Source organism: Cupriavidus basilensis (assembly GCF_008801925.2).
Classification (GTDB): Bacteria; Pseudomonadota; Gammaproteobacteria; order Burkholderiales; family Burkholderiaceae; genus Cupriavidus; species Cupriavidus basilensis.
Genome location: NZ_CP062804.1, coordinates 2,090,808 through 2,110,897, shown reverse-complemented (window position 1 = coordinate 2,110,897; position 20,090 = coordinate 2,090,808). Strand labels below are relative to the sequence as shown.

At 66.4% G+C, this 20,090-nt stretch carries 19 protein-coding genes; 4 read left to right on the top strand and 15 right to left on the bottom strand.

Annotated features, from left to right (window positions below; all coding sequences use genetic code 11):
* Positions 1-34: 34 nt before the first annotated feature.
* The 6 genes from F7R26_RS30295 to F7R26_RS30270 all read right to left on the bottom strand — a co-directional run bounded on the left by F7R26_RS30295 (position 35) and on the right by F7R26_RS30270 (position 6,987).
* Positions 35-1,039 carry a 2-hydroxyacid dehydrogenase gene (locus F7R26_RS30295; protein ID WP_338404717.1) on the bottom strand — a complete coding sequence of 335 codons (1,005 nt, stop codon included), beginning with the start codon at positions 1,037-1,039 and terminating at the stop codon, positions 35-37.
* Complete coding sequence (locus F7R26_RS30290; protein WP_150988143.1) at positions 1,036-2,706, bottom strand: dipeptide ABC transporter ATP-binding protein; 1,671 nt, start codon at positions 2,704-2,706, stop codon at positions 1,036-1,038. The genes F7R26_RS30295 and F7R26_RS30290 overlap by 4 nt, the downstream gene beginning before the upstream one ends.
* Positions 2,703-3,545, bottom strand: coding sequence for an ABC transporter permease (locus F7R26_RS30285; protein ID WP_150988141.1), 843 nt, complete (start codon positions 3,543-3,545; stop codon positions 2,703-2,705). Before F7R26_RS30285 ends, F7R26_RS30290 begins: the two co-directional genes overlap by 4 nt.
* Positions 3,542-4,516, bottom strand: coding sequence for an ABC transporter permease (locus tag F7R26_RS30280; RefSeq protein ID WP_150988138.1), 975 nt, complete (start codon positions 4,514-4,516; stop codon positions 3,542-3,544). Before F7R26_RS30280 ends, F7R26_RS30285 begins: the two co-directional genes overlap by 4 nt.
* 31 nt (positions 4,517-4,547) lie before the next feature.
* The gene (locus F7R26_RS30275) at positions 4,548-6,113 is read right to left on the bottom strand and encodes an ABC transporter substrate-binding protein (RefSeq protein ID WP_150988135.1); all 1,566 of its coding nucleotides are present in this window, start codon (positions 6,111-6,113) and stop codon (positions 4,548-4,550) included.
* A 79-nt stretch (positions 6,114-6,192) separates the two neighbouring features.
* Positions 6,193-6,987: a class II aldolase/adducin family protein gene (locus tag F7R26_RS30270; RefSeq protein WP_150988132.1), complete on the bottom strand. Its 795-nt coding sequence runs from the start codon at positions 6,985-6,987 to the stop codon at positions 6,193-6,195.
* A 634-nt stretch (positions 6,988-7,621) separates the two neighbouring features.
* Between F7R26_RS30270 and F7R26_RS30265 the strand changes: the two genes are divergently transcribed.
* Positions 7,622-8,125: a phasin family protein gene (locus F7R26_RS30265; protein WP_170301933.1), complete on the top strand. Its 504-nt coding sequence runs from the start codon at positions 7,622-7,624 to the stop codon at positions 8,123-8,125.
* A 214-nt stretch (positions 8,126-8,339) separates the two neighbouring features.
* Here the strand turns inward: F7R26_RS30265 and F7R26_RS30260 are convergent, their stop codons facing one another.
* The 8 genes from F7R26_RS30260 to F7R26_RS30225 form a co-directional block, all read right to left on the bottom strand.
* Positions 8,340-8,777 (bottom strand): hypothetical protein, encoded by a 438-nt coding sequence (locus F7R26_RS30260; protein WP_150988128.1) that lies wholly within the window; start codon positions 8,775-8,777, stop codon positions 8,340-8,342.
* A complete protein-coding gene (locus tag F7R26_RS30255) occupies positions 8,777-9,334 on the bottom strand; it encodes a nucleotidyltransferase domain-containing protein (protein ID WP_150988125.1) in 558 nt (185 codons plus the stop codon). Before F7R26_RS30255 ends, F7R26_RS30260 begins: the two co-directional genes overlap by 1 nt.
* A 223-nt stretch (positions 9,335-9,557) precedes the next feature.
* Positions 9,558-10,238, bottom strand: a complete 681-nt coding sequence (locus F7R26_RS30250; protein ID WP_150988122.1) for a uracil-DNA glycosylase family protein — start codon at positions 10,236-10,238, stop codon at positions 9,558-9,560.
* A 201-nt stretch (positions 10,239-10,439) separates the two neighbouring features.
* Positions 10,440-11,513, bottom strand: coding sequence for a porin (locus F7R26_RS30245; protein WP_150988119.1), 1,074 nt, complete (start codon positions 11,511-11,513; stop codon positions 10,440-10,442).
* Between the two features lie 157 nt (positions 11,514-11,670).
* Positions 11,671-12,048 carry an oxalurate catabolism protein HpxZ gene (gene hpxZ, locus F7R26_RS30240; protein ID WP_150988116.1) on the bottom strand — a complete coding sequence of 126 codons (378 nt, stop codon included), beginning with the start codon at positions 12,046-12,048 and terminating at the stop codon, positions 11,671-11,673.
* A gap of 177 nt (positions 12,049-12,225) precedes the next feature.
* On the bottom strand, positions 12,226-13,149 hold the full coding sequence (locus F7R26_RS30235) for a LysR family transcriptional regulator (RefSeq protein WP_150988114.1): 924 nt from the start codon (positions 13,147-13,149) through the stop codon (positions 12,226-12,228).
* Between the two features lie 69 nt (positions 13,150-13,218).
* Complete coding sequence (locus F7R26_RS30230) at positions 13,219-14,490, bottom strand: FAD-dependent oxidoreductase (RefSeq protein ID WP_170301932.1); 1,272 nt, start codon at positions 14,488-14,490, stop codon at positions 13,219-13,221.
* Positions 14,491-14,620: 130 nt separating this feature from the next.
* Positions 14,621-15,706 carry a calcium:cation antiporter gene (locus F7R26_RS30225; protein ID WP_150988108.1) on the bottom strand — a complete coding sequence of 362 codons (1,086 nt, stop codon included), beginning with the start codon at positions 15,704-15,706 and terminating at the stop codon, positions 14,621-14,623.
* A gap of 435 nt (positions 15,707-16,141) precedes the next feature.
* Here F7R26_RS30225 and F7R26_RS30220 point away from each other — a divergent pair, with 435 nt between their 5' ends.
* Both F7R26_RS30220 and F7R26_RS30215 read left to right on the top strand, forming a co-directional pair.
* Entirely contained in the window at positions 16,142-16,567 is a 426-nt protein-coding gene (locus tag F7R26_RS30220) for an OsmC family protein (RefSeq protein WP_150988105.1), read from the top strand.
* Positions 16,568-16,774: 207 nt separating this feature from the next.
* A complete protein-coding gene (locus F7R26_RS30215; protein ID WP_150988101.1) occupies positions 16,775-17,506 on the top strand; it encodes a BON domain-containing protein in 732 nt (243 codons plus the stop codon).
* A 61-nt stretch (positions 17,507-17,567) separates the two neighbouring features.
* On the opposite strand, the gene F7R26_RS30210 is transcribed toward F7R26_RS30215, so the two are convergent.
* Entirely contained in the window at positions 17,568-18,671 is a 1,104-nt protein-coding gene (locus F7R26_RS30210) for a GlxA family transcriptional regulator (protein ID WP_150988098.1), read from the bottom strand.
* A 122-nt stretch (positions 18,672-18,793) separates the two neighbouring features.
* Between F7R26_RS30210 and F7R26_RS30205 the strand changes: the two genes are divergently transcribed.
* Positions 18,794-20,053 (top strand): M20/M25/M40 family metallo-hydrolase, encoded by a 1,260-nt coding sequence (locus tag F7R26_RS30205; RefSeq protein ID WP_150988095.1) that lies wholly within the window; start codon positions 18,794-18,796, stop codon positions 20,051-20,053.
* Positions 20,054-20,090 lie beyond the last annotated feature (37 nt).

The window sequence follows — 20,090 nt, the reverse complement described above, 5'->3', positions numbered from 1 at the left end:
CGGCATGCCAAGGTCGAACGCGTCAATATCAATATCAATATCCCTGTGCCGGGTCGACTGCCACGGCAGGTCGCTGCCCGCGGCGCAGCTGGGCCAGATTATCCAGCGTCTGGCGCGCGATCGTCGCCGGATCGGTGCGGGCCGCCACGTGCGGCGTGACGTTGATGCGCGGATGCCGCCAGAACGGATGCCCGGATGGCAGCGGCTCGTGCTGGAAGGCATCCAGCGTGGCCGCGCCCAGCGTGCCGTCGTCCAGCGCGCGCAGCAGGTCAGCCTCGACCAGGTGGCCGCCCCGGCCTACGTTGATCAGGTGCGCGCCGCGCGGCAGGCGGGCGAACAGGTCCGCGCACAGGAACCCCTGCGTCTGCGCGGTGAGCGGCAGCAGGCAAACCAGCGCGTCGCAGCCTGCCAGGAAGGCATCCAGCCCTTCCTGGCCGTGGAAGGCTGCCACGCCTTCGGGCAGGCCCGCCTTGGGGCTGCGGCTCCAGCCGCGCACCGCATAGCCCACCGCCTGCAGCGCGCGGGCGCTGGCAATGCCCAGCGTGCCCAGCCCCGCAATGCCCACGCGGTGCCGTGACGGCGCCACGATGGCCTGCTCCTGCCACTGCCCGGCCGCCGCGCTGGCCAGATAGGCGCCCATGCTGCGCTGGTGCTGGATCACGGCCCACGTCACGTAGGCCGTCATGGTGCCGGCCATGGCGGTATCCACGATGCGGCAGACGGTTGGCCCGGACGGCAGGTCCGGATCGCTGCGCAGGTGGTCGATGCCGGCGCCCAGCGACTGCACCAGGCGCAGCCTGGGCATGGCCGCCAGCAAGCCGGGCGGGGGCGCCCAGCAGACCGCGGCATCGATGTCGCCAAGCGCGCCCAGGTCGGGCCCCACGCGCAGGTCCAGCCCGGGCGCCGCCGCGCGGAAGGCGGGTACCAGGTAGTGCATGTCGAGCACGCTGCTGAGCAGCGCCACGCAGGGGGGCTTGGTTGTCGTCATGTCCATCTTGTTGCGTGTCCCGGCCAGATTGTCGAGGTCGGTGCGGGTCATGCGTAGCCCCCGACCGCTTGCAGGCGGGCTGGCTCTGGTGTCTCGGGTGCCTGCGCTGCGTCCTGCACCCGGGTCAGGCGTGGGATGGCTTCGATCAGCTTGCGCGTGTAGGGATGCTCGGGCGCGCTCAGCACGCGGGCCGTCTCGCCGTATTCGACCACCTCGCCGCGCTGCATGACGGCGATCTTGTCGCACATCTGCGCGGCCACGCGCAGGTCGTGGGTGATGAAGACCATGGCCAGCTTGAACTGCTCGCGCACCTTGGCGAACAGCTCCAGCACCTGCGCCTGCACCGACACATCCAGCGCGGAGACGGGCTCGTCCGCCACCAGCAATTCCGGCTGCATCGCTAGCGCTCGGGCAATGCCGATGCGCTGGCGCTGCCCGCCGGAGAACTCATGCGGGTAGCGCTCGGCCACCTCCGGCCCCAGGCCGACCAGCCCGAGCAGCTCCAGCGTGCGCGCCTGTGCCTCCTGGCGCGATACGCCTTGCGCGATGGGGCCGGCAGCGATGGCCGCACCGATCCGATGCCGGGGATTGAGCGAGGCGTAAGGGTCCTGGAACACCATCTGCAGCTTGCCGCCCGCGCGCTGCAGCAGCCCGCCGCCTTGCGACAGGTTGCGCCCGTTGATCACGATGCGGCCGCTGTCGAACGGCGCCAGGCCAACGATGCAGCGGCCCACCGTCGATTTGCCCGAGCCCGATTCACCCACCAGCCCGAGCGTTTGCCCGCGCAGCAGCTCGAAGTTCACGTTGCGCGCGGCTTGCACCTCGCGCCCGCGCCGCAGCAGGCCGCCGCCGGTGCGGTAGGTCTTGCACAGGTCCTGCACCTGCAGCACGCGGTTGACCTCTGCCTGCACCGGTGGCTGGCGCAGATGCCCGCCGGGAATGGCGCTGATCAGCTTGCGGGTATAGGGATGCTGCGGATCGGTCAGCACGCGCGCGGCCGGCCCGGCCTCGACGATGGTGCCGGTCTGCATCACCACCACCTGGTCTGCGATCTCCGACACCACGCCGAAATCGTGCGTGATGAACAGCACGGCCATGCCGCGCCGCTTTTGCAGCTCGCGGATCAGTTGCAGGATCTGCGCCTGCGTGGTGACGTCGAGCGCGGTGGTGGGCTCGTCGGCGATCAGCAGGCGCGGCTCCAGCGCCATGGCGCACGCGATCATCACGCGCTGGCGTTGCCCGCCCGACAGGCGGAAGGGGTAGCTGTCGTACAGCAGCTCCGGATCGGGCAGGCCCACATCGGCCAGCGCCGCCACGATGCGCTTGCGTTTCTCGGCCGCGCCCAGCCGCTGGTGCGCATCGAACACCTCGGCGATCTGGTCGCCGATGCGCATGACGGGGTTGAGCGCCGTCATGGGTTCCTGGAACACCATGCCGATCTTCTGCCCGCGCAGCTCGCGCATGGCGTCGTCATCCAGCTGCAGCAGGTCCTGGCCCTCGAACAGGATGCGCCCGGCCACCGGCTCCACATGGGGCCGCGGCAGCAGGCCCATCACCGCATTGGCGATCATGGACTTGCCGGAGCCGGACTCGCCCACCACGCACAGCGTCTGGCCCGCTGCCAGCGTCAGCGAGGCTGCCTGCACCGCCAGCGCGCGGTCGCCGCCGGCAGGCAGGCGGATGCTCAGTTCCTGGATATCTAGTACCGGTGTGCTCATCGTCCGCTCCCGCCAAGGCGCGCATTGAGCGCGTCGTTCAGGCCTTCGCCCACCATATTGAGCGCCAGCACCGTCAGCAGGATGGCCGTGCCGGGAAACACCGCCATCCACCAGGCCTGGCGTAGCACGGTGCGCGCCGAGCCCACCATATAGCCCCAGCTCATGTGGTTCGGGTCGCCCAGACCCAGGAAGCTCAGGCTGGATTCGAGCAGGATGGCGGTCGCCACCATCAGCGAGGCCATCACGACGATGGGCGCGCTGGCATTGGGCAGGATCTGCGACAGGATGATGCGCGGTGTCGATTGTCCGGCCAGCTTCGCGGCCTGGACAAAATCGCGCTGGCGCAGCGTGAGGAACTCGCTGCGCACCAGGCGCGCCACCGGCGGCCAGGACACGATGGCGATCGCCGCCACGATGGAGCCGATGGACGGCTCGAAGATCGCCACCAGCACCAGCGCCAGCGCAAAGCTCGGCACTGCCTGGAACAACTCGGTAAAGCGCATCAGCGCCGCATCGATCCACCCGCCGAAGTAGCCGGAAATGGCGCCCAGCGTCACGCCGATCAAGAGCGAGACCACCGTGGACACCACGCCGATCAGCAGCGAGATGCGCGCGCCGTGGATCACGCCCGCCAGGATGTCGCGCCCCATGGTGTCGGTGCCCATGGCAAAACCGGGTTCCTGCATCGGTTGCAGGAATGGCTGCTGCACCATGTCCCAGGGATCGTGTCCGGCCATCCACGGCCCGAACAGTGCAAGCACGGCAAAGCCCGCCAGTACCACCAAGCCGAGCACGGCTGCCTTGTTGCGGCAGAACCGCCGCCAGAAAGTGTTTTTCATTGCATCTCGATCCGCGGGTCGACCAGCGTGTAGACAAAGTCGGTCAACAGGTTGAACAACACGGCCATGGCCGCGGTGACCAGGAAGCAGCCCAGCAGCAGGTTGTAGTCACGCTGCAGCAGGGCGTCGAACATCAGGCGGCCAATGCCGGGCCAGGCGAACACCGTCTCGGTCAGCACCGCGCCGCCGATCATGCCGCCGGCCTGGATGCCGGCCAGCGTCACCACCGGCAGCAGGGCGTTGCGCAGGATGTGGGCGCGCTGGATGCGCCCGGGCCGCACACCCTTGGCGCGCGCGGTCTTGACGAAATCCATCTGCGCCACTTCCAGCATCGAGGCCCGCGTCATGCGTGCATACACCGCCATGTAGAACAGCGCCAGCGTCAGCGCGGGCAGCACCAGGTGCGTGGCGATGTCGAACACCAGCGCCAGGCCATGCAGGTCCGCCCCCACGGTGAAGTAGCCAAAGCCGGGAAGCCAGTCGAGCTTGACCGAGAACAGCAGCACCGCCATCATCGCCAGCCAGTACAAGGGCGTTGCGTAGAACACCAGGGCGAACAGGGTGATGGCGTTGTCCACCCAGCTCCCCGCGCGCCGGCTGGCCCACGCCCCCAGTACCACGCCGAACAGCACGGAGAGCGCGAAGGCGCTGCCGGTCAGGATCAGCGTGGCGGGCAGGCGCTGCAGGATCAGGTCCAGCACCGGCTGCTGCTGGCGGTAGGAGTAGCCCAGGTCCAGGTGCACCACGTGGCCGAGGTAAGTGGCAAGCTGCTCCGGCACCGGCTTGTCCAGCCCGAACTGCGTGCGCAACTGCGCCACGAACTGCGGGTCGGAGGCCCCGGCCTCGCCAGCCATCACCGAGACAGGGTCTCCCGGCGCGGCCCGGATCAGCAGGAAGTTGACGGTCGCGATGACCAGGATCGCGATCACGCCCTGTACCACCCGGCCTAGCATGCGCTGCGTACGACTCATGGCTTTGCCCCAGAGATAAAGATGACTGCCATCACGCCAGCCAGGCGCGGCCGATGCCGTCGTTCAGGCCAATGCCGGAACTGATGGGATTGTTGATGCGGCTGCGGTACAGCGTGGGGAAGTTGAGCTCGTGCAGCCACACCACCGGCATCTCGTCGACCAGGATCTTCTGTACTTCGTGGTAGATCGCTGCACGCTTGACGGGGTCGATCTCGCGCGCGCCAGCCTGGAACAATTCGTCGACCTTGGCGTTGCGATAGCCCTCCACATTGTTGAAGGGCGAGCCTTGCGCGATGTTGTCCGAGGTGTAGTTGCGCGCCACGCCCAGCGCCGGGTCGCCATACTGGTAGACGTAGGTGAAGGCCAGGTCGTAGTCCCACTTGTTCAGCCGCTCGCCCCAGCCCGCCACGTCGGTGGGGGTCATTTCGATCTTCACGCCGGCCTGCTGCAGGTTCTGCCGCACGATCTCGGCCGAGCGGGTCCAGGTTTCGCCGTAGGGCAGGGGCAGCAGGCGCAGGGTCTCGCCCTTGTAGCCGGATTCGCTCAGCAGCTGCTTGGCGCGGGCCAGGTCGCGCGGATACTTGGCCACGTCGGTGCTGGCGTACTTGATATGGCTGTTGAAGGGGCCGGTGGCGCTCTTGGCATAGCCTTGCCATGCCACCTTGGCGATCGCGTCGCGGTCGATGGCAAAGGCCAGCGCCTGGCGGAACTTGATGTTGTCCATCGGCGCCTTGCGGTTGTTGACCCACAGCCACGAGTGCGGCGCGAAGAATTCCCAGCCCTTGGTGGTGACCTGCACGCCGGGCAGCTTGCTCAGGCGCGCCACGTCGAAGTACTCCACCGCGCCGCCGGGCACCAGGTCGACCTTGCCGGACTCGAACGCCGCGGCGCGCGCCGACGCATCGGGGATCACGTGGAAGTACACGCTGTCGACCAGCGGCACGTCGGGCTGGTGATACGCGTCGTTGCGTACCAGCTGGATGTACGAGCCGCGCACCCATTCCTTGAACTTCAGCGGGCCGGTGCCGATGGGCTTGGCGTTGGCCGGGTTGGTCAGGAAATCCGTGCCCTCGTAGATATGCTTGGGCACCATGGGCATGGTGCCCACTTCGAAGATGCCGAGAAACGGGCTGAACGGGTACTTCAGCTTGAACTCCACCGTGAGCGGGTCTACCGCGCGGATGCTCTCCACCGCCGCCAGGTTGGCGCGCAGCCGGGCGTGGGTCTTGCGCAGGAACACGTCGGCGGAGAACACCACGTCGGCCGCGGTAAACGGCTTGCCGTCGTGCCAGGTGACCTTGGGCTTGAGCTTGAACGTGTACACGGTGCCAGCCGGGTTCACCGTCCAGGAGGTCGCCAGCGCTGGCTGCGGTTCCAGCTTTTCGTCGTAGCGCAGCAAGCCCTCGTAGATGTTGCCGGAGATCAGCTGGGTGGGGCCGTTCTGGGTAATGCCGATCATCAGGCCGGAAGGCTCAGGCTGGACGAGCGCGTTGATCACGCCCCCCTTCTTGCCGGCCGCGAGGACGTGGAAAGGCACACCGGCGAGCGACAGCCCGGTGGTGGCAACACCCATTTTGATCAGTTGGCGACGATTCATTGCGGAACTCTCCTGGGGGCTAGGGATGGGTAACTGGCAAGACGGAACTGGCACGACGGAACTGGCAAGCAATGGCGAGTCAGTCGCGGAACGACGTGGCAGCGGCCGGTTCCAGCCGCTCCCGCAAGGCGCGCCATTCCCGCGCGTACGGATCGGCCGCCCCGGGCAGGCGGTTGGTGTCGCCGCTCTCGTACTGGCGCGCGGTCTTCTCGCAAATGGCTGGCGGCACCGGATTGACCCGCTGCCCGGTGGACTGGATCGCCACCTGCACGCGGCAGGCGCGCTCCAGGTTGTGCATCAGGATGAAGGCCTCCGCCACGCTGCGGCCAAGCGTGACCAGGCCGTGATTGCGCAGGATCAGGGCGCGCTTGTCCGGGCCGAGATCGGCCACCAGGCGCACGCGCTCGTCATGGTCCAGCGCAATGCCTTCGAAGTCGTGGTACGACACGCGGTCATGGAATTGCAGCGCCCACTGGTTGGAGGGCTGCAGGCCGCACGCCAGCGACGATACGGCCACGCCGGCCACGGTATGCGTATGCAGCACGCACACCGCGTCATGCCGGGCGGCATGCACCGCGCTGTGGATGGTGAAGCCGGCCGGGTTCACGTCTTGCCCCGGCGGGCCGCTGATGATGTTCCCGTCAAGGTCGATGCACACCAGCGAGGACGCGGTGATATCGCGGAACAGCATCCCGAACGGGTTGATCAGGAAGCGGTCCTCGGTGCCCGGCACCCGGGCCGAGATATGGGTGTAGATGCTGTCGTCCATGCCGTACAGGGCGACCAGGCGGTATGCGGCGGCGAGATCTTCACGCACCCGTTGCTCGGCCTCGGAGATGGCGGGAACCAGGCGGGAAGAGACGTTGTTGCCCATGTTTGTGTTTCCTTGGATTGGCGATTAGGTCACTGTAGGTCGATGGTCAGCTGTCGACAGTTGGCACTTATACCGATTACGCAAAGTTCAGGCCACGTGTTCAATTTGCAGCCGGATATGTTGCGGTGCGATGCGCAAGACGTTGATTTTCAAGGGAATGCGGGCTTGCCCTGGCATGGATGGCAGACTGCTGGGCGGCTTTGGCGGCTTGCCGGGGAATGGTGCCATGCGCAAAAAATGGGCATCGGCAGCCGGGTTTCGGGATTGACGAGCGGGAATAGGGCGCGGCGCACGGTTTGGTGGCGTGTAGAAAATCCAGCGTCGGGATAGCCGGCCAGGGTGTCCGTGTGTCTCTTTTGGCACATGGCGAGCTAGCAAGCGCGGGCTGGCTGATCGTGGCGCCGAGCATCCAGACGGCGGCTGAGTAGGGAGCTATAGGGCGGAATAGGGCGGAATGGGGCGCAATGGAGTGCATGGGATGCATCTGGCGCGCCCGGAGAAGTCTTTCCGGGAATCGCTTGACTCCTCGGGTAATAAGCTTATGATGTGTCCAATTGCTGCATTGCAGCAAAACGATGATGCCGCTCACGGAACCTTCTTCGACAGCGTTGGATCATCCCCAGGAGACTACTTCATGGCACATCCCACCCAAGCTCAATTCTTCGGCGTCCAGCAAGCTAACCTGGACCTGTTCCTGGCCTTGGTCGGTCCCCTGGCCCGTGGCGCGGAGAAAATCAACGAGCTGAACATGCAGGCCGTCAAGACCAGCCTGGCGGATACGACGAACTACGTCCGCGAATCCAGCCAGCAGCCGGTTGGCGCCGGCATGTCCGGCCTCAAGCCGGACCTGGCCAACGGGTTTGCCCAGAAGATGAACGCGTATGCCGGTCACATGAACGAGATCTTCGCCAGCACCGGCGCAGAGTTCGCGCAGGAAGCCCAGCGCCACATGAGCACCTACGCCACGCAGACCCAGGAAGCCATGGCGTCGTTCGGCCAGAACCTGATGTCGAGCGCCGGCGGCGCGTTCCCGGCTTCCGGCGCGAGCGCACCGAACTGGGTCGCGGCCTACGAAACGGCCATGAAGCCGATGCGCGACGCCTTCGAGAAGGTCATGCCCGCCACGGCTGCCAAGTAAGGCCAAGCCAGGCGGCACCGCTGGCCGCTGTGAAGCCAAAGCTAGTAGCAAGAAAACTGCGCCCATGTGGCGCAGTTTTTTTGCTGACAAAGCTGGATCTGCGTCGTCGTGCTCTGTGAGCGTGAGGGCGGCGAAACCCCAGCCATGCGACTGGGGTTGACGAAGGATTTTTTATTTTGCCTCTCTGCGAAAAACTGCTCCGCATATTAGGGCCTCACGGCGTACCGGTCAGTGTATGCGCAACGGGAAGGTATTTAGCCAAGATGCTCAGCATGGTGGCGGCCTCAGCCTTCGACACCGGGGGAAACGGTGAAACGTACGAGGTACCGTTGCGACGCTCGTGGGCCTTCGTGATGAAGGCAAATTCTTGGGAGTCCACGCCCAGCGAGGTGGACACACGCTGGATGGCTAGGTTACGGCCGGCATCTTTGGTGCGTACCTCATAGAACTCCAGTACGGCCTGGACCACCTGGAAATAGCCTTCGTAGGCCAAAGTAAACACCTGCAGATGTCGGCCGGGGCCTAGCTCCTCGGCTGTGGACCTATAGTCCGCTGCATTACGCAGGAAGCCTGCGATAGCGCCAGGCGTTGGGGCGACCGCCTCAAAGGCTTTCGTCTTGATAAGGTTTTCGTATTCAGCTGCGCGCGGCATCACAGTACCCTCAGCGTAGGGCCTTGTGCAATCTGGGCCATGATGGGGTCAGACTCTACCAGGGCAGCCCATTCAGCAGGCTCGTACAAAGAGAAGTTGACGGGGCGCAGCAGACCTTGTTCGGCCTTGTGCAAGGCCTCGGATAGCTCGAGGAGAGAGATGCTGCCGACAACAATCAGATCGATGTCGCTCTGGCCACCATCGGTGCGCTTGGCCACGGAGCCAAACACGAACGCTGAGGTGATGTGGTCGGCAAAAGGCGCGAGGGCTTCTTTCAGCGGCTCCACAACGGCAAAGGATTTGCGCGCGATACTAAGTAACTCTGGATAGAGGGTGAATTCGGTATTCGCCCGGATGCTTCGTTGCCGGCCTCGTCGGGCGTCTTCCCGAAGTACGCCGGCGGCGACCAGGCGGTCCACCTGCTTTTGAGCGCTTCCGCGCCCACTGTCCGCCAGACGCAGCAGTTCCTGTAGCGTAAAACTGCGGTCCGGCTGCAGCAGTGTGGCTCCAAGCACTCGCTGCAAGCCCGGTGTGAAGAGAAAGTCGGCAAGGCTCACTGTGAATCCTCTACATAGGGACAAGTATCCTTATTATAGGGATTGGTTGGTAAATCCTCAATAGAGGGATGTATGTCCCCGTTTTGAGGATTAAATAGAGTAGTCAACCGACGAGCCTGGTGATGCCGACACCGCCGATGTGTTCACCGAAGTCTCGCGCAGCATCGACCAATGGCTCTGGATGGCTGAGGCGCATTTCGCCGAGGCCCGGGACAAGCCCGCGTCAGCCAGCGGGTGGTGCCAGGAGGACGGCCTCCACGCGCTGGCGCAGCACCGGCAGCAAGTCCCGCGCAAACCAGTCGTTTTGCTTGAACCAGCCCTGGTTGCGCGGCGATGGGTGCGGCAGCGGAATAAAGCGCGGCCCGTGCGCGTCAAAGCCTGCCACGGTGGGTGTCACGCCACCGCGCGCCGCCGCTCCCAGGAAACGCCGCTGCGCATACTGCCCGACCAGCAAGGTCAGCTCGATCTCCGGCAGGCACGCCAGCAGCGCATCCATCCACAACGGCGCGCACTCCTTGCGCGGCGGCAGGTCGCCGCTGGGGCCACGGCCCGGATAGCAAAGGCCCATCGGGATGATGGCAATGCGCGCGGCATCGTAGAACACCGTCTTGTCCAGGCCCATCCACTCGCGCAGCCGGTCACCGCTGGGGTCGTCCCAGGGAATGCCGCTGGCATGCACGCGCGTGCCCGGCGCCTGGCCGACAATCAGGATGCGCGCGCTGGCGGCAGCTTGCACTACCGGGCGGGGACCAAGCGGGAGGTGCGCGTCGCACAGGCGGCAGGCGCGTACCTCGGTCAGCAGGGTGTCGAGGTCGGTTTTGCCCTCATTGCTCGCGGCGCAAGCAGCGACGGACGCTACGGGAGTGAGGGGAGTGACGGGAGTTTCGGGAAGGACGCGCTTCATGTCCGGCAAACGTGAATGGGATAGTCGTGCCGATGGCGCCCAGTGTATGCAGTTCGGCGAGGTTTGCCAAACAAGGCAGGTGCGCAAGGGGGCGCAATGACGACAAAAGGTCGCCGGGCGGCCACGAAGCCTTCCCTGATTGCGCAAGCGGGCCGCGCCGAAGCACAGCCCGCCTGCCTACCGCTCAATCACCGCTTCCAATCAGAAGCGGTGACGCACGCCCACGCCAAAGCTGTCGCCGTGCGACTGGTCGCTCAGCTTGTCGTAGAAGTACGCGGCATACACGTCGGTGCGCTTGGACAGGTTGTAGTCGTAAGCGAGGCCGGCCGTGTTGCGCTTGAAGTCCGCGACACTGTTCTTGGTCTTGTCGTACGCATAAGAGACCAGCACGTTGCCGTTGCCCACCGGGATCGACGCGCCAACCTGGCCGTTGGTGTGCTTGATGTCGCCCGTGACGTTGTTGACATCGCTCTTGATGTACTGGCCTTGCGCGAACAGCTTGACCACCTTGAAGTCATAACTCACGCCGACCTGCACGGCGTTCTGCTTGTCGAAGCCGGCCAGCGCCGTGGGCGCGGTCACATCGCCCGGGGTGCTGTTGAACTTGACCTGCTGGAAGGCGACGGTGGCGCCGAAGTTGCCGTTGAAGTAGAGCACGTTGCCGCCCCACTTGTTCTTGCCGACGCTGCCTGCCTGCTCGCCGAACGAGTAGATCGCATTGGCGGTCAGGCCGCTAAAGTTCGGCGTGGAGTACACCAGCGAGTTGCTCCAGCCCGAGTCGCCGATGATGCCCGGGTCATAGACGCGGCCATTGCTGGCCGAGAAGTAGGTGTGGAAGATCGCCGGCGAGAACACATAGGAGTCCACCAGCGGGTTGAACAGGATGGTCGAGATGAAGTAGGGCGTGGTGTTGCGCCCGAGCTTCACCGTGCCAAGCGTTGCACTCTGCAGGCCGACAAAGGCGTTGCGGGTAAACAGCGCATCGCCGTCGAAGCGGCCTTGCTTGCCGGTGTCCGGGCGCAGGAAGCCGTTCAGGTCGAAGATCGCCTTCAGGCCGGTGCCAAGATCCTCGCTGCCCTTGATGCCGAAGTACGAGGTTTGCATGCCGCCGCTGTTGACGCCGTAGGCGCGGTCCGCGCCGCCGGCCTTGGTAGCGCCGACATAGGCGTCAACCATCCCGTAAAGCGTGACGCTGGATTGCGCCATGGCATTGCCGCAGATCAAGGCTGCTGCCATGACCGCCAGTTTCACGACCGGCTTGAAATTGTGTTGCATAAAGACCTCCGTGGTTGACCCGTTTTCTATCGTTGCTGGCTCTGTCGCATTCACTGGGCACGACAACACCCCTCCGGGGGCAAGCCCCGGCTATCTAAAAACGCGTGCTCTTGAAATGGCTGGCGCAGGATGGCGCCGGTACGCTAGCGCCGCTGGCTCATGCTTGCTGCCAGCTCACGTGCGCGGCCACCACCTGCCAGCCTTCAGGCAGCCGTACCCAGCTCTGGCTCTGGCGGCCCAGGCGCGGCTCGCCGGCGCGGCGAAAGGCGATATTGGCGACAGCGAAATCGTTGCCGAAGGTGGTGACGCTGCGCTCGGTGATCTCGCGGGCCAGGCCTCTTGCCGGGCGTGCCGCGCGGAACGCGCGGATGGCCTCGATGCCGTAGAGGTTTTCGCCCGCGCCGTAGCGCAGCGTGTGCGGGCTTTCCCAGAACAGCCGGTCGAGCTCGGCGACGTCGTTGCCCACCAGCGCCCGTTCATAGGCGTCGAAGGCGGCTTCCACCTCGGCGAGGATGGCGGGATCGTTGATTCTCATCTTGCTTTCGTGGGTATCCGGACCAGCCCGGTAATGTTGCCTGGCATGACTGCGATGGATGCAGTTTGCGGCAATTCGATTGCATACAACCAGCACTTATTTCTTCTCATGGCGCACGCAATTTGTGTGCACTCGCTGTTGCATGCGCCGGCTCGCCATGCAAGCCCCGGCCACGCATCAGGCGGCCTCGGCCAACGGCTGGTGCAGGCCGGTCAGCGCGGCCTTCAGGTGCTCGGCAAACGCCGCCGCCGCGGGCGGCAGGCTGCGGCCCTTGCGCGCGCCCAGCACCAACCGCCCACCGCACAGCTCGGGGTCGGACAGGGGCACGGCAATCAGCGTGCCCTGACGCGTCTCGCGCAGCGTGCCAGCCTGGAACTGGAAGCAGATCGCGCCGGTCTGGCGCGCAAAGCTCTTCAGCATCTCCACCGTGGTGGCTTCCAGCATCACCCGCAGCGACAAGCGGTTGCGCGCGCAGATCGCCTCGATCAGCCGCCGGCTGCCAAAGCTCTCTGGCCCGAGGGCCACGGGATAGGGCTGGCAATCGGATAAACGCAACGTGCGCCGGCTCGCCAGCGGATGGTCCGGGCGCATCATTGCGCAGAAGGGCTGGGCAGACACCGCCAGTTCGTGCAGAAAGGTTGTCGGGGGCGGGTCGTGCGCCAGCAGCAGGTCGGCCTCGTCCTCCTTGAGCGCGGCCAGCAGGTCACCGGAGTTGCCCACCGTTACGCGAAACTGCACGCCGCGGTGGGTGGACTGGTAGCGGCCGATGACTTCAGGCAGGAAATCGGTGGCGACTGACTCAACCGTCGCCATGCGCACGGTGCCCCGCACCAGCCCGCGCAGCTGCTCCATCTGCGCGGCGGCGGAATCCAGATCCGCGAGGCTGCGGCGCACGGTAGCGATCAGCACCTCGCCGGCGGCGGTCAGCCGCACGCCGCGGGGCAGGCGCTCGAACAGCGCCGTGCCGATATCTTGCTCCACCTCCAGGATCTTCCGGTTGAGCGCGGTGGAGGCGACGTGGAGTTGCTCGGCGGCCTTGCGGATCGACCCAACGCGGGCCACGGCGTCAAGATAGAGATAAAGGCGGGGCGGGTGGAGCATGGCGGCGTGCGCTCGGGCGCTAGTGAGAACGATCCGCTCTCACTAGCAAGGATCGTGCGCGCGCCGACGCTACGCGGGCAGCCCGGTCCCCGTGACAGGGCCAAAGCCAGCGTCAACGACGGGGCCGCCGCCATGGCGGGGCAACGCGACCGAGCAGTAGAGCTGGCGCAGCGCGCCCAGCGCCGACGCCCGGTCCTGCTCCGTGGCATCGCCCAGCATGAGGCCAGCGGCGTGCGGGGCCACCGACATCACAAAGCGCAGGCGTTCAAGCCGGGCCGCCTCAAACGTCGCCAGCCAGGCGCGCGGGCTGGTCTCGCCCGCGGCCAGCGACGTGGCAATCAGCTCGGCGGCGCTGCAGGCATCCTCGATGGCTTGCGCCACGCCCTGGCCAAGCGGTGGCGCCATGGCGTGGGCGCTGTCGCCCAGGTACATCACCTGCGCATGCGGCTCGGCAAAGCGGATGCCGCACGCCTGCATGCGGTACCAGCAGATGGCATCCACATTGGCGCAGAGCGTATCGATCAGCCAGCCAGCCTGCGGCCCCGGCCTGGCGTGTGCGGGCGTGTAGGCGGCGCGCAGCGCCTGCGGGCCGATGCCCGCGTGAGACGTCTCCTGCGTCTTTTCGCCGGGCGCCAGCGGCAGGCTGCCGGCGATATTGATCCGCCCGTCCGGCAAGCGGAAAGCCAGCAGGCGGTTAGGGCCGTTGCACCATTGTTCGTAATCGTCGATCCGGCCGGCGCCGGCGTCCGGCACCAGGAGGCGGAACAGCAGGGCACCAAGCTGGTGCATCCGGGGCTGGCTGTCAAACGCGCTTCGGGTGGGCGAGTCACGGCCATCGGCCGCGATCAGCAGGTCGATGTCGTCAAGCCGGTGTTGTTGGCCATGCTGTTCCCAGACGACGTAGCTGCGTGCCGGATCCCGCGGGCTGGCGCCGCACGCCAGCAGCTTGCAACGGTAACGCACAGTGTTGCCGGCGGCCTGGCGCAGCACGCGGTACAGCGTGGCGCGCAGGATGCGCACGCCGCCATGGTCCGCCACGCGCGTGAGCGGCAGGTCCAGCAGCACCTCGCCGCTGCACAGCGACACGCGCCAGTGATCCCAGGGCAGGCCGGCCTCGCCAATGGCGCTGGCCAGCAGCGGGTCGCGCATGTGCAAGGCCTTGATGGCGTTGGGGCCGATCACCAGCCCGGCGCTTGCGTCGTCATCCAGTGCAACCTGCTCCAGGCATGTGACTTCCAGCCCGGCTTGCATGGCCAGCGCGCGGGCCATGATGCTGCCGGCCACGCCGGCGCCGACGATGACAATGCGTTTGGTGGGGATCCTGGGCGTCATGAGCGTCATGGGCGCCAGTTTGCGCAAAAGGACTGCACGCAACCAGCACCGATTTGGTCTCATGGCGAGCGCGCATTGTGTGCGCTCGGCGGGGAGAAGCCATCAGCCAGAAGCCGCCCCCGCCGAGCCTGTTCCCGGCTTAAGGCACGACCGACAAGAACAGGTACGCCGCCAGGATGACCAGGTGCACCACGCCTTGCAGCATGGTGGTTCGGCCCGAGTGCAGCGTGAGCGTGCTGACCAGCAAGGTCAGCGCAAGCAGCACGGTTTCCGTCGGGCCCAGGCCCAGCGTCAGCGGCTTGCCAACCGCGATAAAGACCGCGGCCACGGTAGGAATGGTCAGCCCGATGCTGGCCAGCGCTGAGCCCAGCGCCAGGTTCATGCTGGTCTGCAGGCGGTCGGCGCGCGCGGCGCGCAGTGCGGCCAGCCCCTCGGGCAGCAGCACCAGCGCGGCAATCACGATGCCAACCACGGCCGGCGGGGCGCCGGCACTTGCTACTGCTGCTTCCACCGTGGGTGAGAGCAGCTTGGCCAGGCCGACCACTGCCACCAGGCACACCAGCAGCATGCCGCCGCTGGCGAGCGCGATCTTCGTGGGCGGGGGCGGGGCGTGCACGCTTTCGTCGGAGGTGCCTTCCACCAGGAAGTAGTCCCGATGGCGTACGGTCTGCACAAAGACAAAGCTGCCATAGAGCACCAGCGAGGCAATGCCCGCAAAGGCCAGCTGCGACTGCGACAGCATTGGCCCGGGGATTGCGCTGGTGTAGTTAGGCAGCACCATGGTGAGCACGGCCAGCGCGGCCAGCACGGCCAGCGCGGCGGTGGCGCCCGGCGCCTGGAAAGCCTGCTCGCGATGGCGCAGGCCACCCACCAGCAGGCAGATCCCCACGATGCCGTTGCAAACCAGCATGGCCGCGGCAAACACGGTATCGCGCGCGAGCCCGGCCTTCTCGGGGCCCGCGGACAGCATCACGGAGACGATCAGCGCCACTTCGATCACGGTCACGGCAATCGCCAGCACCAGCGTGCCAAAGGGCTCGCCCACTTTATGCGCGACCACCTCGGCATGGTGCACCGCTGCAAAGACCGAGCCCGCGAGCGCCAGGCCGGCCAGCACCAACAGCAGCGCCTGACCGGGCGCGGCCATGCCCGCCCCGAGGACGGCCCAGGCTGCCAGCGGCAGCCATAAGGTCCAGGCAGGCAATTTGTTCGACGTCAATGGCATCCGATCTCCCTTTCTTGTTGATGAAATGTGTGGATTCAGCTTTTTTGTGATTAATGCGGCGTGTCTGGGCTGACGAGAAAGTGCCGGCCTCAGTGGGCTTGCTGGCCGTTTTCCCCTTGGCGTCCTATTGTGGTTCAGCTTGGGGCGGCAGCAATCCGCTCGGGCGGCAGCGCGCATGTAAGGCAGTCGCGCCAGGGATTCAGTTCCCTGAAATTCGCTTAAATTAAGAGGAATTGAAGGTTTATATGCTGGAGTTGTCGGGGATTTTGCGGTTTTGTCCTGTGTCCGGAAGCCCCGGGCTCCGCAAGTCGTGAACCCGGCCGGCCATTCTAGCGTCGCACCATGGCAGCACAAGCGTTTCCGGACGCGCCGCAAGCGTCCCATTACCGGTGCGGCGAATGCCGTGCCTTTCCCCCTCGACGATGGAGAGTGCTCATGAAAAAGTACGGTTCGGCTAAATGGCAGGGCGGCATCAAGGACGGCCAGGGCAGCATTTCGGCAGAGAGCGGCGTGCTCAAGGATGCACCCTACGGTTTCAAGGCCCGCTTCGAAGGCGGCCCCGGCACCAACCCGGAGGAGCTCATCGGGGCGGCCCATGCGGGATGCTTCTCCATGGCGCTGTCCCTGATCCTGGGCGAGGCCAAGATGGTTGCCGAGAGCATTGCCACCAAGGCTACGGTCACGCTCGACAAGGACGGCGCCGGCTTCACCATCACCGCCGTGCACCTGGACGTAACGGTGCGCGTCCCGGGGGCCGACAAGGCGGCGGTGGAGCAATGCCTGCAAGGGGCCAAAGCCGGCTGCCCGGTGTCAAAGCTGCTAAAGGCGGAGATCACCATGGACGCCAAGGTGGAAACCTGATCCGGCCGCGGCGGGCCCCAGGCCCGGTGGCCGGTCAATATGTCGACAGGCCAGCAGGCCAACAGCCCAATAGGTCGGGCGTGGCCATCCTGGCTACCTATAATGAAGACTCGCCGTCCCGCGCCGCACCTGGCGCGGGGCCGCGCGGGCGTTCAATGGACTGAACGCGTCTCCTATATCCAGACCTTCCAAGATAAGGCAGACATCATGCATAGCAGTGAAGCAGTCCTGACTCAGGCTAGGGCGGCCATCGCCCACGTACCTTTCCACAGCCATCCCATCCATCCCACCATCCACCTGCGCCTGAGCGACGGCGCGCTGATTCTCGAAGGCGAAGTCCCCGATATTGTCGACAAGAGCCGCGTTGCCGCGTCGGTACGCCGTGTCGACGGTGTGTCCGCCGTGATCGATCACCTGCGCGTTGCCGATGGCGGCGTGGCGGTTGGCGACGGCGAACTGCGCAATGCCATCTGCGTACGGTTGCTGCAGGCGATCGATTTTCGCAATTGCCGCATCTGCGCGCATACCAAGGGGAGGATCGAACCCGTGCGCGAAGCCGTTGGCGAGTCCAGCGGAGAGATCGCCATCGAAGTCGTCGACGGCGTGGTGACCCTGCGCGGCCACGTGATCAGCCTGTCGCACATGCGCCTGGCCGGTGTGCTGGCGTGGTGGTCGCGAGGTTGCCGCTGCGTGGTCAACGAGCTGGTGGTGGCCCCGGCCGAGGCCGACCGCGACGACGAAGTCACGGAAGCGCTGAAGCTGGTGCTGGAGACCGACCAGTTCGTCGATGCTGACCGCATCCGCGTGCAGACCAAGGACCGCGTCGTCACGCTCGAAGGCTATGCCACCACCGAGGCCGGCAAACGCCAGGCGGAGCGCGATGCCTGGTACGTGCATGGGGTTGAGGACGTGGTCAACCGCATCGTGCTGAGCAACTAAGCGCCACTGCCAACATCACGTCGCGGGTTTGCAGGTTCATCGTTTCAATCGCCGGATCGGATCATGCCGTGCCCGCCGGGCGCGGCATGTCCTCCACGCGCCAGTAGCGCCGCTGCGAGCGCAGCGCAAAGCGCGCCCGGTAGCTCGACATCGACATCCCCGTTGCCCGCTGGAACAGCCGCCTGAACGCCGCCGCGTCACTGTAGCCGCAGGCTTCGGCCACCGCCTGCGAGCCATGCAGGGTCACCTCCAGCAGGGTCTTGGCACGCTCCACGCGCAGCCCGTGCAGGTATTCCAGCGGCGTCATGCCGCTGACCTGCCGGAAATGCCGCAGCAAGGTCCGCTCGCTCACGGCCGCCGCCTGTGCCACCAGCGCCAGCCGGTACGGCGCATCCACATTGGCCTGCAGCCAGCGCATGGCGCGGTAGACGGGGCTGTCGGCGGTCTTGCTGAGCCAGCGTTGCGACACCAGCTCTGGCGTGAGCTGCTGGCGCTCGGCCTGGTACAGCAGCATGCGCGAGCAGGTCTGCGCCAGGTCCGGGTCATGCAGGTGCCCCAGCACGCGCAGCATGAACTCTGTCTGCAGCGCCGGCGCCACGCAGCCAAACACGCGCTGGTGCAAGCCCATCGGCTCGCTCGCGGAAAAATCGCAGCGCGGATAGCGCTGGCTCATCCAGCTCTGGAAGGTCCACGGCGCGCCCATGCGCGCGCCATCCAGCAGGCCCAGCTCCGCGGGAAAAGCGATGCCGCTCGCGCCCGCCGCGATCCATCCGCCCGCCTGCGCGTGCCGCTCCAGCAAGCGCAGCGCCTGCCCGGCGCCGCCCACGATCTCGCCCAGGTGCGGCGCATTGCGCGCGAGCACGCCCGGCACCACCACCAGCGCATTGCCGTCTTCCGTGGCGCGCCGCCGCCGCGCGGGCTCCAGCCCCAGGGCGGGCAGGGCCAGCGCGCGGCCCGACGGGCCAATCACGGTCCAGCTCAGGTCGCGGTCCGCATCCGGGCGTTGCAGCCGGGCCACCCCGGCCGCGGCGCGCAGCACATCCAGCGCGCCGAACAGCATGCCGGGCATGGCCTCGGGCAACCACAGCAAGCGTACGTGCAGCGGCACGGGGCGCCTGGCGGAGGGTGGCTCGGGCAGGGCGGTAGTGGCAGAAGAGGGAGGCATGGCGGGATCGGCATTCCAATTGGCGGGATTGATCCTACCTTGGCGCGCCCGCAAGGGCTAGCATCGTCGCTCGGCGAACCACCGCCCTAACCACAATAACGAAGCAAGCAACAGGAGACTTCATGCAGCCATCCCTACGCCGACTCACCCATACCGCTGTGGCAGCGCTCGCGCTGGCCTTCGGGGCAGCCGGCAGCGCACGCGCCGCGGACACGCAATTGCTGGACGCCGCCCGCGCGGCCGAGCCCGCGTTGATCCAGTCGCTCAAGGACATGGTGTCGATCGAGTCCGGCAGCACCAATGCGGCCGGCCTGGCGCAAATGGCCAGCTTCACGGAAGCACGCCTCAAGGCGCTGGGCGCGAGCACCGAGCGCATCGCCGTGACGCAAGGCCCCGGCACCATGGTCAAGGGCACGCTGACCGGCACCGGCAAGCGCCGCATCATGCTGATCGCGCATATGGACACCGTCTACGGCCCCAACACGCTGGCCACCCAGCCGATCAAGCTGGACGGCAACCGCCTGTACGGCCCCGGCATCGCCGACGACAAGGGCGGCATCGCGGTCATCCTGCATACGCTGGCCATCCTCCAGGCAGCCGGGTGGAAGGACTATGCGCAGATCACCGTGCTGTTCAACCCGGATGAGGAAGTGGGCTCGCTGGGTTCCGGCGACACCATCGCCAAGCTCGCGGAGCAGCACGACGTGGTCCTGTCCTGCGAGCCGTCCGCGGGCTCGGTGGTCATGAAGGGCCAGCCGCTGCTGCTGGCCGCGGCCGGCGTCGCCACGGCCACGCTGGATGTGAAGGGCCGCGCCGCGCATGCCGGCGCCGCGCCGGAGCTGGGCCGCAACGCGCTCTATGAACTCTCGTACCAGATGCTGCAAACGCGTGACGTGGCCAAGGACGTGCCGGGCGCCGCGCTGATCTGGACCCAGGCCAATACCAACGGCCCGCTGAACCAGATCACCGAAAAGGCCAGCGCCGTGGGCGACGTGCGCCTGACCCAGCCCGACGCGCAGGACAAGCTGCAGGCCGCGCTGCAAGCCAAGGTCAGCGCAAGCAAGCTGGTCCCCGACACCGAAACCACGGTCAAAGTCATCTCCGGGCGTCCGCCCTACGTGAGCGACGCGCGCAGCCGCGCGCTAGCCGCAAAGGCCCAGGCGATCTACAAGGAGATCGACCGCGAGCTGACGCTGGTGCCGCAGACCGGGGGCGGCACCGACGCCGGCTTCGCCGTGCGCTCGGGCAAGGCCACGGTGCTGGAGAGCTTCGGCCTGGCGGGCTTCGGATACCACGCCCGCGACGAATACATCGAGATCGACTCGATCGTGCCGCGGCTCTACCTGATGTCGCGCATCCTGCAGGAAATCGGGCGCAACTAAGGCGCTCCGGCGCGGGCGGCAGCGCCCTTGCGCAGCC

Bases quoted from the DNA above. Each gene is read 5' to 3' on its own strand.
- F7R26_RS30295 (WP_338404717.1), bottom strand. From the start codon at position 1,039: ATGACCCGCACCGACCTCGACAATCTGGCCGGGACACGCAACAAGATG.
- F7R26_RS30290 (WP_150988143.1), bottom strand. From the start codon at position 2,706: ATGAGCACACCGGTACTAGATATCCAGGAACTGAGCATCCGCCTGCCT.
- F7R26_RS30285 (WP_150988141.1), bottom strand. From the start codon at position 3,545: ATGAAAAACACTTTCTGGCGGCGGTTCTGCCGCAACAAGGCAGCCGTG.
- F7R26_RS30280 (WP_150988138.1), bottom strand. From the start codon at position 4,516: ATGAGTCGTACGCAGCGCATGCTAGGCCGGGTGGTACAGGGCGTGATC.
- F7R26_RS30275 (WP_150988135.1), bottom strand. From the start codon at position 6,113: ATGAATCGTCGCCAACTGATCAAAATGGGTGTTGCCACCACCGGGCTG.
- F7R26_RS30270 (WP_150988132.1), bottom strand. From the start codon at position 6,987: ATGGGCAACAACGTCTCTTCCCGCCTGGTTCCCGCCATCTCCGAGGCC.
- F7R26_RS30265 (WP_170301933.1), top strand. From the start codon at position 7,622: ATGGCACATCCCACCCAAGCTCAATTCTTCGGCGTCCAGCAAGCTAAC.
- F7R26_RS30260 (WP_150988128.1), bottom strand. From the start codon at position 8,777: ATGCCGCGCGCAGCTGAATACGAAAACCTTATCAAGACGAAAGCCTTT.
- F7R26_RS30250 (WP_150988122.1), bottom strand. From the start codon at position 10,238: ATGAAGCGCGTCCTTCCCGAAACTCCCGTCACTCCCCTCACTCCCGTA.
- F7R26_RS30245 (WP_150988119.1), bottom strand. From the start codon at position 11,513: ATGCAACACAATTTCAAGCCGGTCGTGAAACTGGCGGTCATGGCAGCA.
- hpxZ (WP_150988116.1), bottom strand. From the start codon at position 12,048: ATGAGAATCAACGATCCCGCCATCCTCGCCGAGGTGGAAGCCGCCTTC.
- F7R26_RS30235 (WP_150988114.1), bottom strand. From the start codon at position 13,149: ATGCTCCACCCGCCCCGCCTTTATCTCTATCTTGACGCCGTGGCCCGC.
- F7R26_RS30230 (WP_170301932.1), bottom strand. From the start codon at position 14,490: ATGACGCTCATGACGCCCAGGATCCCCACCAAACGCATTGTCATCGTC.
- F7R26_RS30225 (WP_150988108.1), bottom strand. From the start codon at position 15,706: ATGCCATTGACGTCGAACAAATTGCCTGCCTGGACCTTATGGCTGCCG.
- F7R26_RS30220 (WP_150988105.1), top strand. From the start codon at position 16,142: ATGAAAAAGTACGGTTCGGCTAAATGGCAGGGCGGCATCAAGGACGGC.
- F7R26_RS30215 (WP_150988101.1), top strand. From the start codon at position 16,775: ATGCATAGCAGTGAAGCAGTCCTGACTCAGGCTAGGGCGGCCATCGCC.
- F7R26_RS30210 (WP_150988098.1), bottom strand. From the start codon at position 18,671: ATGCCTCCCTCTTCTGCCACTACCGCCCTGCCCGAGCCACCCTCCGCC.
- F7R26_RS30205 (WP_150988095.1), top strand. From the start codon at position 18,794: ATGCAGCCATCCCTACGCCGACTCACCCATACCGCTGTGGCAGCGCTC.